At 28.4% G+C, this 13,619-nt stretch carries 14 protein-coding genes and 2 pseudogenes; 9 read left to right on the top strand and 7 right to left on the bottom strand.

Features of this window, described 5'->3' with window-relative positions; translation table 11 throughout:
* The 5 genes and pseudogenes from KGF42_RS01020 to KGF42_RS01000 form a co-directional block, all read right to left on the bottom strand.
* Positions 1-278 (bottom strand): transposase (locus KGF42_RS01020; protein ID WP_413926977.1); only part of this gene is annotated, 278 nt, incomplete at its 3' end.
* A gap of 124 nt (positions 279-402) precedes the next feature.
* Entirely contained in the window at positions 403-603 is a 201-nt protein-coding gene (locus KGF42_RS01015; protein WP_227825553.1) for an FDLD family class I lanthipeptide, read from the bottom strand.
* 305 nt (positions 604-908) lie between these two features.
* Positions 909-1,112 (bottom strand): annotated as a pseudogene (locus KGF42_RS01010) (tyrosine-type recombinase/integrase); the annotation flags it as partial.
* Positions 1,096-1,518: a helix-turn-helix domain-containing protein gene (locus KGF42_RS01005; protein ID WP_227825552.1), complete on the bottom strand. Its 423-nt coding sequence runs from the start codon at positions 1,516-1,518 to the stop codon at positions 1,096-1,098. The gene KGF42_RS01005 and the pseudogene KGF42_RS01010, both read right to left, overlap by 17 nt.
* 301 nt (positions 1,519-1,819) lie before the next feature.
* A complete protein-coding gene (locus KGF42_RS01000; protein ID WP_227825551.1) occupies positions 1,820-2,707 on the bottom strand; it encodes a hypothetical protein in 888 nt (295 codons plus the stop codon).
* 739 nt (positions 2,708-3,446) lie between these two features.
* On the opposite strand from KGF42_RS01000, the gene KGF42_RS00995 reads away from it, so the two are divergent.
* The 8 genes and pseudogenes from KGF42_RS00995 (at position 3,447) to KGF42_RS00960 (ending at position 9,820) form a co-directional block, all read left to right on the top strand.
* A complete protein-coding gene (locus KGF42_RS00995; protein WP_227825550.1) occupies positions 3,447-4,130 on the top strand; it encodes an N-acetylmannosamine-6-phosphate 2-epimerase in 684 nt (227 codons plus the stop codon).
* A gap of 4 nt (positions 4,131-4,134) precedes the next feature.
* Positions 4,135-5,397 (top strand): PTS transporter subunit EIIC, encoded by a 1,263-nt coding sequence (locus KGF42_RS00990; RefSeq protein WP_227825549.1) that lies wholly within the window; start codon positions 4,135-4,137, stop codon positions 5,395-5,397.
* On the top strand, positions 5,394-6,155 hold the full coding sequence (locus tag KGF42_RS00985) for an HAD-IIB family hydrolase (protein WP_227825548.1): 762 nt from the start codon (positions 5,394-5,396) through the stop codon (positions 6,153-6,155). The genes KGF42_RS00990 and KGF42_RS00985 overlap by 4 nt, the downstream gene beginning before the upstream one ends.
* On the top strand, positions 6,152-6,481 hold the full coding sequence (locus KGF42_RS00980) for a PTS lactose/cellobiose transporter subunit IIA (protein WP_227825547.1): 330 nt from the start codon (positions 6,152-6,154) through the stop codon (positions 6,479-6,481). Before KGF42_RS00985 ends, KGF42_RS00980 begins: the two co-directional genes overlap by 4 nt.
* Positions 6,481-6,777 (top strand): PTS sugar transporter subunit IIB, encoded by a 297-nt coding sequence (locus KGF42_RS00975; protein ID WP_227825546.1) that lies wholly within the window; start codon positions 6,481-6,483, stop codon positions 6,775-6,777. Before KGF42_RS00980 ends, KGF42_RS00975 begins: the two co-directional genes overlap by 1 nt.
* Positions 6,777-8,276, top strand: a complete 1,500-nt coding sequence (locus tag KGF42_RS00970; RefSeq protein WP_227825545.1) for a DUF4127 family protein — start codon at positions 6,777-6,779, stop codon at positions 8,274-8,276. The genes KGF42_RS00975 and KGF42_RS00970 overlap by 1 nt, the downstream gene beginning before the upstream one ends.
* Before the next feature lie 60 nt (positions 8,277-8,336).
* Positions 8,337-9,158: a MurR/RpiR family transcriptional regulator gene (locus KGF42_RS00965; protein WP_227825544.1), complete on the top strand. Its 822-nt coding sequence runs from the start codon at positions 8,337-8,339 to the stop codon at positions 9,156-9,158.
* A 300-nt stretch (positions 9,159-9,458) separates the two neighbouring features.
* Positions 9,459-9,820 (top strand): annotated as a pseudogene (locus KGF42_RS00960) (helix-turn-helix domain-containing protein).
* A 133-nt stretch (positions 9,821-9,953) separates the two neighbouring features.
* Here KGF42_RS00960 and KGF42_RS00955 read toward each other — a convergent pair.
* Both KGF42_RS00955 and KGF42_RS00950 read right to left on the bottom strand, forming a co-directional pair.
* On the bottom strand, positions 9,954-10,331 hold the full coding sequence (locus KGF42_RS00955; RefSeq protein WP_227825543.1) for a BlaI/MecI/CopY family transcriptional regulator: 378 nt from the start codon (positions 10,329-10,331) through the stop codon (positions 9,954-9,956).
* A gap of 337 nt (positions 10,332-10,668) precedes the next feature.
* The gene (locus KGF42_RS00950; RefSeq protein ID WP_227825542.1) at positions 10,669-11,400 is read right to left on the bottom strand and encodes a MurR/RpiR family transcriptional regulator; all 732 of its coding nucleotides are present in this window, start codon (positions 11,398-11,400) and stop codon (positions 10,669-10,671) included.
* Between the two features lie 152 nt (positions 11,401-11,552).
* Here KGF42_RS00950 and KGF42_RS00945 point away from each other — a divergent pair, with 152 nt between their 5' ends.
* Positions 11,553-13,523: a fructose-specific PTS transporter subunit EIIC gene (locus KGF42_RS00945; RefSeq protein WP_227825541.1), complete on the top strand. Its 1,971-nt coding sequence runs from the start codon at positions 11,553-11,555 to the stop codon at positions 13,521-13,523.
* Positions 13,524-13,619 lie beyond the last annotated feature (96 nt).

Raw genomic sequence — 13,619 nt, 5'->3', positions numbered from 1 at the left:
TCTCTTTTGCATGCTTTCTCTATTTCTCTTGAAGAATAAATACAGTTCATATTTGCATATATTATAATTTTCAAAAGTTGTCTAGGGGTTACTCTATTTCCTCTAATTCGAGAATAAGTCTTATATAATTTTTCTAAATTCATCTCCTCAATAATTTGACTTAATAACCTTACAGAATCATCTTTTGGAATCATATAATCAATATTTAGTGGTAATTTAAATTGATAATTATCACCATAAGTAGTATAATCAATTTGTATAGTATTTTGTTTTTGCATACAATTATTATACAAGAATCCCAGGATCTTTTGAACTTGGGATTTATTTTTTTTATACAAAAAAGGGCGTAGCACTATTTTTTAGTGCGACAGCCCCTTATTTTTATTTATGTATGATTAAAATTTATTGACAACGTGGTGCAACATCATTCTCAATATTATGTCCATCTTTTTGACAACAAGGTCTAGTGATAGTAAGGTTAGGCATAGTGTCACAAGCTCCAATTAATGATATAGTAGTTATGATAGTTCTAGTTTGAGGCTCATCGTCGTTACTACTCGAAACTTTTCTTAAATCTAAATCAAAATCTTTGAAATTACTCATAACAAAACCTCCTATATATTTAATTAATTTCATTATGGCATATAAAAATCTTTAGAACAACAATTTTATTCTACTTCCCCAGAATTTCATTAAAAAAATATTTTTTCTAATAATACTATTTTTTTTTTATATTTATTCTTTAATTTCAAAACTTAAATTGATTTTTTTATTAACGTAAAGCGATTTTTTTAATATTGAATTTACTTATTGGAAAATATATAATAATTTAAATTTATAATAACAAAATATTTCATAAAAATGAAGCTGCATTTGCCATTTACAGCTTTGATTCATCCTTATATAATTTACCCTGCTATTTTATCGGAGGCTTCTCTATCCATTTCATTAAGTACATGAGAATATATGTTTAGAGTTGTATTAACATTTGAATGGACAACTCTTTCTGAAATAACCTTTATAGGAACATGCGAGTTCATAAGTAATGTAACACGTGAATGCCTTAAATCATGAAACTTAATATGAGAAAGTTGCTCATATTCTAGGAATTTTCCTATTACTTATAATTCTTTCATCTAATCTTGTTTTTCTAGTCTCCATAAAGAGTCCTCCCTTCGGGGTTTCTTTTATCTCCTTATGAATATTATACTCTTTAACCCAAGTTTTTAGTGGATGAACAGATCTCATTTTATATTTTTTTGAAATTGTGTCATAAGATCCTTCACCATTTAGATAAGATTCTATAACATTCAATTTAAACTCTCTAGAATAGCATGATTTGCCACTTTGTTTTATTAAACCATCATTTTCAAAAGTTTCATAATTTCGCATCCACTCTCTGAATGTACGTTTTCCAATATTTAATTCTTCCATTATTTTTATTACTGAATTTTCACCTTTTAAATATGATTCAATTGCCTTGATTTTTTGTTCTGATGATACCTTAGTTTTGGACATAACAAAACCCTCCTAGTTTTAGACAGTTTTACATATTTTAACTGTCTCCTAAGAGGGGTATAGTTCAGTTCACACTCAGAGTGGCTCTTTAATTTATCGTAAATGTAACTGGATATAACACCAGCTATAATACTCATCATTAGATTTTCCATAGTTTTTCACCTCCTCTCATAAGAAAGTGAGGAAACTTCTATGGAAACACCACTCATAGCTTTTTCAAATATTTATTCCTTATATCATAAATATTGGAAATATAAAATTTTAATATGAATCACATATGTTACTATATAAGATTTTAGAATTAAGATATATAAATGTTATCTTTAATATATCTTATTCCATATGAACTAAATTCTATAAGCATACCATCGTCTATTTCTATGCTATATTTAAAAATAATTTTGTTTAATTTTAATTCCTTCAATACTTCAGGTATTGAATATTGATACTTGTCATATGCTAATCCTTCAGCATATAATTTAATCTCTTTTTCTTCTAGTAATTCTTCATAACTCCATTTATTTTTTATATCAATCAAAAATAATTTTGCAGAACAACTTATATTTTCATTTGAAGAATAAAATTTTAAAACCAATCTATCAAAGTTCCTACTGATAGATTTTATTTCTCTATTCATGTATTTCTTTTCTTTGATTAATTCTTTCATATTATGTACAATAGGGTCTTCAAACTCACAAGCCCATTTATATTGGGATAAATCTATGTGAGTATCCTCAATTATTTTATTATAGCCATTATTGTATTCTATATAAAAATCTGCTACTAGACTAAACATACTTTTTTCAAAATCTTTTTCTGATAAGACTAGATTAAATTGATTATATTGTGATAAAACAAATGAAGACTTTGATAATTGCACTAAAGAATCATATGTCTGGCCTTTAGATTGTTTTATAAACTCTTCATTAATTTTTACTTTTATATCTGTAGCATATTTACTTCCTAAATTTCTAAAAACAAAAGCAAATTGTCCAAAAGTTACACTCTCAAAGGATACAACTACACTAGCTTTTTTATCTTCTATATATTGTTCTCTTGATTGAGTTATAGTTTTTTTTGCAGCATATAATGTACCTATAGCAACAAACCATCCTAACAAAGTAATAATATCATATATAATATCTTGTGTTGTTATTTTTGTAAAATAAAAAAAATCTGTAAAATTCAATAAAAAACTTCCTTTCATAAAATAGTTTAATAATTATGTTTAATATCATTTTGTAATTTCATTAAGATTTATTTTATACTTTATAATTAGTAATAAAAGTTCAATATATTTATCATAAATTTGATGCTCTATACATCATTGTAAGGATTTATATTTATACCTTTTATATATTATTATATCATTATTTTTTTTATCGAATAATAGTAAATTATATTTATTTCTAACAATACTTCTCAATAATTTCTTATTTTGATCTAACTTATAATCTTTTAGTAAATTCATAAGCTCTAATTGAACTTTCTGTCTCAGACTCTTTAAATATAACAGAACCATTCAATCAATCTGCTGGCTATCATACTTACGAATTATCATTTGATTTTTACAAGAATCACCTTGACTAAGTCAACTGATGTCTGTATTTCTGAAAATAGTACAATAAATTAGACATAAAGTTAATAGAAAAAGGTGGTTTAGTTTAAAATGGGTATAAAATTATTTAATCCAGAGAAGTTTTATCACATCAAATAAGTATGGAAAGAGACATATTTTAATAATTGATATTTACATAAAAACTAAAAGTTAATATTAACCTTACTATATTTTTTGAAAGTAATTTCAATTTTAAGCATATAGATCATTTTTTGTAATAAAATATCGAAAGTTCTTTCTAATATAGCTGATTTTATTGTTTGCACATATATCGGGTGATATAATTGGCTTATTACAAAGGAGGGATACAATGCTACCAAAAGGATTGATAGTTTCATGTCAGGCACTAGATAATGAACCACTTTATTCTTCATTTATTATGGGGAGAATGGCACTTGCGGCAAAGCAGGGAGGAGCAGTTGGGATACGTGCTAATTCTGTATCTGATATTGCCGAAATTAAACATATAGTATCATTGCCCATTATCGGGATTATTAAACGCGAGATAGATAACAGTGATGTGTATATAACGCCAACAATGAAAGAAGTAGATTCGCTTGTAGAAGCGAATGTAGATGTGATTGCTATGGATGCAACATGTAATACACGCTATGAAGGTATGTCCATTGATAAATTTTTTAGTCTTGTTAAAAAGAAATATCCTAATCAGCAGTTTATGGCAGATTGTGCAAGTGTAGAAGAAGCATTAGTTGCTGATAAGCTTGGATTTGACTATATTGGGACAACACTAGTAGGTTACACAAAACAAACAAGAGGTTTTAAAGTTGAAGAAAACGATTTCGAAATAATTCGTGAGATTTTATCCAAGGTTAAACATCCGGTTATAGCAGAAGGAAACATAGATACTCCAGAAAAGGCAAAACGTGTTCTTGAATTAGGATGTCATAGTGTGGTGGTAGGTTCTATAATTACTAGACCGCAAGTGATAACAAAAAGATTTAGTGACGAAATTACAATGTTAGGAGGAGAATAAATTTATGGAAAAATTAGAACGATTATTACTTCCACTTGCCAATAAACTATCAGCAAATAAATATCTAGCAGTAATTCGTGACGGATTCGTTGCAATAATGCCAATTATGATTGTTGGCTCATTTTTTACACTTATTAATAATGTAATTATTGGTGAGAATGGTTTTACTAATAAATTATTTGGTATGCCTTTTACAGAACTAACAAAGTTTGGGGGAGCAATAGCTCCAGCTACAATGTCAATTATGGCTATATTATTAACGTTTACAACAGCTAAGGCCTTATGTGAACATTATAAAGAAGAAACAACTATTGTACCTGCCATTGCAGTTGTGTGTTTATTTATATTGATGCCCGTAACTTTTGATGCAGATCTTGGTATAGAATATATCAATACACAATATACAGGTGCTGCTGGGATGTTTATGTCTTTCATTTGTGCTATTTTTACGGTTGAAATAATAAGAAAATTATCATCAATTCGTCAATTAGTTATTAAGATGCCAGAGAGCGTTCCACCTTCAATTGCTCGCTCATTTAATAAATTAATTCCAGTAATGCTTGCAGTTATTGTTTTTGGTCTGGTTCGCATGGTTACAAATTTATCAGGAGAACCATTAAATGATCTTGTATTCAAAATAATACAACAACCATTTACTAATATAGTAAGTTCTCCAATTGGTTTAGCGATTATCTACTTCTTATATATGTTATTATGGGGTATGGGAGTACACTCTGCGTTCATTTTTAATCCAATTTTAGAACCTATTTATTTAGCAAGTCTTACAGCAAATGCAAATGCAATTGCATCTAATCAAGCAATGACTTCTATTATGACAAAACCATTTCTTGATTCAGTTGCATTTATGGGAGGAGCAGGAAATATGCTTGCTCTTGTAGTGGCTATATTCCTTGTTAGTAAGCGATCTGACCAAAAAGAAATTGCTAAACTTGGTTTTCTTCCTGCGTTATTTAATATTTCAGAACCGATTATGTTTGGTCTTCCAGTTGTTATGAATCCTATTTTGATTATTCCGATGATTCTGACAAGTATGCTTGGTATTGCTATAGGAACGATTTCAACTATAGTTGGTTTTATGGGCCATACATATGTTCTTATACCATGGACAACTCCACCGATTATCAGTGCATATCTTGCTTCTGGAGCAAATATTGGTGCGATAATTACAACTTTAATAATTTTTATTATTTCTGTGTTAATTTATATGCCATTTGTAAAATTATCTAATAAGCAGGTGAGTGAATGATAAATACTATATTAATGTTTGATCTTGACGGAACACTGATTGATTCTAATAATGAGGTTATTGGTGGTGAACGTACAATTAATTTGTTAAAAAAGTTACAAACATATGGTATACGCCTTATGGCGAATACAGGACGTTTGGATCATGATGCATACTATATTGACCATAAGTATGGCTTACAAATTGATTGTAGAATTTCTCAAAATGGAGCAGTAATTCAAAATGAACAAGAAATTCAGGCGAAACTGCTAGATAAAGAAGAAGCAAAAAAACTTTATAATGAATTACGTAATCTTAATATTCGTGTTGAATTAAATACTGTAAGTAATCGTTATTGGCATAGTGACAGAGATAAAGATTTTCCAAAAGAATACTATGACTCAAGTAAGATTGTTGAGGACTTTAAAAATATCATTGAATATCAGCCAATAGTATTATTTCTTATTATTGGTGAACTTTCTGAAATTGAAAAGTTACAAAGTCATGTTAATGAGAATTATAAGTATCTAGAGGCTGTTAAAACAAGCAATACATCATTAGAAATTTTACAAAAATATGTTAGCAAAGGTAATAAGATAAAAGAGATGTATCCAAATAGCAAAATTATATCTATTGGTGATTCAGAAAATGATTACTCAATGTTTGAAAAAAGCGATTTGGCTTATTATGTAGGGAATGGGAGCTATAGTGGACCTGCTCAAAAAATGACTTCTATATTAGAAGCATTAGAAGACATAGAAAGGAGAATTTTAAAATGAGTGAAGAATTAGAAATGAATGAAGAGCAACAGACTGCATTTGATATTATATCCCAAGTAGGTGCAGCAAAGTCTTTGTATATGGAAATTATACAATTATGTGAGCAAAGAGAGTTTAATAATATTGATAAACTTATGGAAGAAGCTGAAAGTTATTTGATTGCAGGGCATAAAGAACATACTAAATTAGTTCAAAAAGAGGCTCAAGGAAATATTGGTCAATATTCTTTATTGCTTGTGCATGCAGAAGACCAACTTATGAATGCAGAAACATTAAAGTTCATAGCACAAAAATTCATACATTTATATAAGGAGGAATTAAAATAATGAAAAAAATATTATTAGTATGCAATGCAGGTATGTCTACGTCTATACTCGTAGAAAAAATGAAAAAAGTTGCTCAACAAAGGGAATTAGACGTTAAAATATGGGCTTTATCGAATAGTGAAGCTGCTGCTCTGGATGAAGAAGTTGATTGCGTTCTTATTGGACCACAATTAAAGTTTGCTCTTAACCAAGTAGAGGGTAACTTTCCAGGAAAACCAGTGGCTGTAATTGATATGAGAGTTTATGGAACAATTAATGGAGAGAAAGCACTAAATCAAGCGCTTGAATTAATGTAATGAAGATTCTGTATGTACCACTAGATGAGCGCCCTTGTAATATAAAGTTTCCATCACTAATAACTGCTTCTAGAAAAGATGTAGAGCTTATTATTCCTCCTCAGTCATTATTGCCCAAAAAGAAAAAGCCTGCAGACATAGGAGGATTATGGGAGTTTGTATTAGAACAGTCAAAAAACTGTCAATACGCAGTGATTTCTTTAGATATGTTACTATATGGAGGCCTATTACCATCTCGTATCCATACCGAGACAAAAGAAGTAGTTTATCATCGTATTGAAAAATTAAAACAACTTAGAAAACTATATCCACAACTTGTTATATATGCATTTCAGTGCATAATGCGATGTCCACACTATGATTCTAGTGAGGAAGAACCAGATTATTATGGACAATATGGAGAAAATTTATTTACACGAGCATGGCTTTTAAATAAAAAAGAACGTATTGGAATCAATGAAGAAGAAGAAAATAAACTTCAAAGTATAAAAATACCTCCAGAATATATTCAAGACTATGAAAATAGATGTGAATTCAATCTTTCTTATAATTTACATGTAGCAGAACTCGTAAAAGACAAATTTATTGATATTTTAGTTATTCCACAGGATGATTCTAGTGAATTTGGTTATACATCAATTGCTCAAAAAGAAGTAGTTTCATTTATAAATAAAGAAAAACTAGAAAGACATATTTATGTATATCCAGGAGCAGATGAAGTAGGTAATTCATTGATTGCTAAAGCTTGGAATCATTATAATAATCGTACCTTAAAAGTATATCCATTTTTTTCTTCGACTATGGGTAAATATATTACCCCGCTATATGAAGATAGACCTATCATGGAGAGTTTAAAGCACCATGTACGTGTTATAAATGGAGAACTTGTTGAAGATGAAAAGGAGGCAGATATCATTCTTGCGTATAATACGTGTGGAAAAATCATGCAAGAGTCATTTAATCAATTAGAGAGTCAAGATTTAACTTACACAAGTCACCGTAATCTTATGGATTTTGTGCAACGCATTGAATCATACGTAAATCGTGGTATGAAAGTAGCACTTTGTGATAGCGCATTTTCCAATGGAAGTGACTTGACATTACTTAGATATCTAGATGAGCATGGCCTTATGGATAAATTATATGGATATGCTGGATGGAATACTAACTGCAATTCTTTAGGAACTGTTTTATCTATGGCAACATTTAGTCTTGATAGTATATCTAAAGAAACTTTGTATCATTTAGCGTATAGATATATAGAGGATGGTATCTATCAAGCATATGTAAGACAAATTATAGTTAATGATATACTTCCAACTATGGGACTTTCTTATTATGATTTTAAAGATAAACAAAAGTATGTAGAACAAGAAATTCGTAAACGATGTCAACAATATTTTGAGTCGTTTGAGTTTTTTAATAAATATAAGTTTAAAATAGAAAGTATTTATATGCCATGGAAAAGAATGTTTGAAATTGGCATAGAATTGAAATAAATATCGAAAAGAAAAGCTCAGTCTGTTATAGTATAGACATGAGCTTTTTTAGGAGGTATTATGAATCAATATAATAAAAGTATTGTTCCAATATTAGAATCTGTTTATACAGATTTATCACCAATAGAAAAAAGAATTGCAGATTTTTTTATTAAGAATAAGAAAAAACAAGACTTTAAAGCAAAGACAATATCGACTAAATTATATGTTTCAGAAGCAGCATTATCAAGGTTTTCAAAGAAATGTGGATTTTCAGGATATCGTCAATTTATATTTGCATATGAAAATAATATAGTTGAGGATAATGAAAATATCGCTAGTATTACAAAAGAGGTATTCACTACTTATCAGGAGTTGCTAAATAAAAGTTATTCGCTAATTAAGGATGAGCAAATGAATAGGATTGCGTATATGATGGTACAAGCTAAATATGTATACATATACGGAATTGGTAGCTCTGGAATGTGTGCACGTGATTTTAAAATCAGATTTATGAGACTTGGTCTGCGTGTGGAATATGTTACAGATGAACATATAATGAAGATGAATTCTGTAATTATTAATGAGCAATCTTTACTTATATGTATTAGCGTTAGTGGTGCTAATTTACAACAATATTTGAAGATGGCAAAGGAAAAAGGTGCAAAGACGGTATTAATAACTTGTAATTATAAATATAGAATGAAGGAATATTGTGATGAAGTCTTAAAAGCTGCTGTAACGAAAAATCTTGATGTAGGAGATGTTATATCCCCTCAGTTTGTAATTTTAGTGATTATTGATGTTTTACATTCTCATTTTCTTAACCTCGATTATTCAGTGAAATATGCACTATTGAAAGATACACTTTCATTTGTTCATGAGGATATAGAAAATAGATAAAAATGTATATTTTTAGGCTTAGATATTAATGCTCGCTATTTTAATGAAAATCCTAATTTTCCAGAATTATCTAAATATAGTACAGATATATCTATAAATGGTTTTATAGATATATACGACTTATTTTAAATAGTTTATTAGTTCTAGAAAGTCATACTTGTAGGGTAGATATCTAATCTTCAATAAATTTTTTAAATTTTGAATATTAAAATATTTTATATAAATTATTCATGTATATAGATTATTATATTATACTCTACCAATGGTTACAATATAAAAAATGGAAAGGAGAGTATAATTATGGAGATAGACTATAACGCATTAGGAAAAAGAATTAAAATTGCAAGGATTAAAAAAATGTGACTCAGGAAGTAATTGCAGAAAAAATAGACATAACACCATCTCATATGAGTAACATTGAAACTGGAAAAACTAAATTAAGTTTACATGTATTAATTAATATTGCCAATGCTCTTTCTGTTACAATAGATGAATTATTATGTGATAATGTATTAAATTCTAAAGTTATATTTGAGGGAGAAGCTAAAGAAATTTTTAACGACTGTGATGAGTATGAAGTTAGAATGCTTGTTGATGTTTTAAAACATATGAAAGAGGTAATGCGTAAAGATAGAGAAATAAGAAATCAGTTTGGTATGTAAAATACAGATTTTTATTGTATATATTACAATGTCAAAAATAGAAAATTAAAATTATATTTTTTGTAATAAATTTCATATTAAAATTTTGATTTAAATAATAGTATATATATTAAAATAATAGTATATATAATCTTTAGTCCTCTTCTTCCCAGTTTTGTATCCATTTTTCTAATGAAGTTATTTTTTCATCTGTTAATTCTTCCTGAGATAATGATACCAAAAGACTTTTTATAAAGTTATAAACTAAAAGTTTATGTATTTTTTTTGATATGAATTCATAATACTTATCTTCTTTAATTGAGATTGTATAATATCTACATTTGCTTGTTTCTTGAGTATACAGAAATCTTTTATTTGATAATTTAGATAAAGTTTTTAAGGTTGTTTTTTCTGACCAGCTATATTTATCTTTCATATAATTAATAACCTCATATGATTTTACTTTTGTATTTAAATTCCAAATAAATTTCATTACAGTTAATTCTGACTTTGATAGTTTTCTTAAACACACAATTATCGCCCCAATCATTTGTTTATTTAACTAAATATTACAACAATAATTTCATGCAATCAAATCCAATTATTTCCATATATTTTTTAGAACCATAATAAGTATGTACTTACAAAGTTTTGTGTTAATATTTTCAATTTGTAACATAATAAAAGCAAGGAAACGTACTTTACTTAACTTTGAGTGATGTTTCCTTCAACAAATTATTTCATTCATACAGGATTCCTAATTCCTATTTCTTTTAGATATTCAATTCTTACTTTTAATAAATGTTTAATACATTCTATACTATGTGGTTTTAAGGAAGATATTTTTACTTATAACTATATCTTTTTTATTATTCAATAATATTTAGATAAGTCTCAAATAAGATATCTATAATAACTAGTATAGTAGACCTTGGAGTAGTGTCGTATCCAGAAATATTAAGCTTTTGAGAGCATGTATTTATTGGTATGTCTACTAGCATAGATAGCGTAGAATTAGGGCTATTTATTATAGCTGCTGTGTTTAAGTTTTTGTACCTAAACTTTTCACATGCTGTAATTAGTGTGCGTGTTTCTCCACTATTAGATACAAATATTACTAAGTCTTGTTTTTTTGTTGTTTTATCTAACAGGTCAATCATATGAGATTCATATACATAAAAACTATTTTTATTAGCCTGCATTAGTAGTTTTGAGAAGTATTCTCCAATAGGCTTTGATAGTCCTACTGCAACTATTATTATTCTATTGGCAGATTTAATATTTTTAGCTAGCTTATTTATATTTGTTAAATTAAGATTTGATAGATTTTGATTTAAGTTATCTATTATATTACTAACATGATAGTCACCAGATATAGATGTATGTTCCTTATCTAAATCTTTAAGTATATGCTTTAATTCAGAGTAACCTGATAGTCCTATCTTAGAACACATTCTTATTATTGTGGTAGTGCTTACGTTATTTATCTCAGCTAAAGCTGTAAGTGATAAATCCTTCACTGTATGTATACTCGAGTCTATATAATAAAATATATGTTTCTCAGCATGACTAAGATTATTTAATTTATGTGAAAATTTCATTATGAAACTACTAATATTAATCACCACCTTTGTATATAGTTAAAAAGTACAAATGTACTTTTTATGTATAAGAAAATGTTTTTTATATAATATATAATAATATTATAAGATAAATAAGCATTTAAGTAAATGTATTAATAGGAGGGTGAGATATGAATTTAGCTAAAATGACCAACAAAAATTTAATAGCATTAGATGTAAATGCAGTTACAAAGGAAGAAGCTATAAGGTTGTTAATAGACAAGCTTTATAAAGAAAATATTATTAGTTCAAAAGAACAATTCTTTGATACCGTAATGGAAAGAGAAAAACATTCTCCAACTGGGCTAGAAAGAGGGCTAGCTATACCACATGGTAAATGTGACTCTGTAAATAAGGCAGCTTTTGCTGTAGCTAGATTAAACAATAAAATAAATGACTGGGAAAGTATAGATGAAAGTAATGAAGTGGATTTAGTATTCTTATTGGCTATACCTAAGTCTGAACAAGAGACTACCCACTTGAAGTTATTATCTGAATTATCTGTAGCTTTAATGGATGAGAATTTCTATAATGATTTAAGAACTTCTAAAAATGCTAATGAATTTTTGAAGAATTTAAATCGTGGCGATAAAGAAGAAAAAGATACAAATAAATATAATAAAACTGTATTGGTAGTAACTGCTTGTGCAGCTGGGATAGCTCATACATATATGTCTGCTGAAGCTTTAGAAAAAGCAGGTAAAGAAATGGGCATAAAAGTAATATCAGAAAAACAAGGTGCTAGTGGTATAGAAGATAGACATACAAAAGAGCAAATACAAAAAGCAGATGGAGTAATATTTGCTTGTGATGTTGCTGTTAAAAATATAGAAAGATACCAAGGGAAGTCATTCGTTAAGGTTAGAGTAGCAGAGCCTTTAAAACATTCTAAAGATTTACTTAACAAAGTACTTCAAAATCCAGATGGGAAAGTCGAAGTTTCAGATAATGAAGTAGCTGTTACGTCTACATCTGAGTCAAAACAGGGTATATTAAAAGAAATGATGGAAGCTGTAATGACAGGTATATCATATATGATTCCTGTAATAGTTTCAGCAGGTCTTATGATGGGGATAGCTAAGCTTACTGCTATGGCTATCGGTCAAATCGACAATATGGGAACTTTTATAGAAAGTGGAAATACATTTTATGAATTGTTAGGATATTTAGATATGTTTGGAGGTATGATATTTAAGTTTATATACCCAGTATTTTCAGCTTATGTAGCATATTCTATTGCTGATAGACCAGCTTTAGTACCAGGATTTATAGGTGGTGCATTTGCTGGAGGACTTCATTTTACTTTCTGGGGTGTAGAAGGTGGAATACCATCAGGGTTTATAGGAGCTTTAATATTAGGCTTAGTTGCAGGTTATGTTACTAGATTCTTAAATGAAAACATAAAGTTAAACAAGAACTTACAAGCTATGAAGCCCATGTTCTTATTACCAGGTATAACAATGTTAGTAATATTCTTATTAAACTTCTATGCTGTAGACCCTGCATTTGGTAGAGTAAATGCATTTATAGCAAATATAATAGAATCTTTTGGTACTGCTAGTACAATAGCATTAACTGTAGTTATAGCAGCGTGTACTGCGTTTGACTTAGGTGGACCAGTAAACAAGGCAGCAGGTGCTATAGCTATAGGTCTTGCAGCGGATGGTGTATTCCCATTAACAGCTAGAGTATTATCTATAGTAATACCACCAATAGGATTAGGCTTAGCTACTGTTTTAGATAAGATTATAGTTAAGAGAAGAGTATTTGATGATAACCTAAGAGTGGTGGGTAACTCTTCTATAATACTTGGACTAATAGCTGTGAGTGAGGGGGCGATACCTTTCATGCTGAAAAATCCTCTAATAACAATACCTATAAATATATTAGGTGCAATAATAGGTTCTATAACAGCAGTAATGTTGGGTGCTATTCAATGGAATCCATTGCCAGCTATATGGGGATGGCCTTTAGTAGAAAATTTATGGGCATACCTAGTAGGTTTAATAGTAGGTACGTTATTTATAGCATTAGCCAATATATTTATAAGATTCAATATTATAAAAAGACAAGAGAAAAATGATATAGATAAAACAGCATAATAATAATTGGGAATTATTCGGATAAATTTAACTAGAATAATTCCCATTTGCACAAGTAGATATTTAATAAAATTATTTAAAAATAGTTAAAAAAGA

This window comes from Clostridioides sp. ZZV15-6383 (assembly GCF_020657735.1).
Lineage (GTDB): Bacteria > Bacillota > Clostridia > Peptostreptococcales > Peptostreptococcaceae > Clostridioides > Clostridioides difficile_D.
The sequence above is the reverse complement of the archived record's forward strand: the minus strand, read 5'-3'. Positions and strand labels throughout refer to the sequence as shown.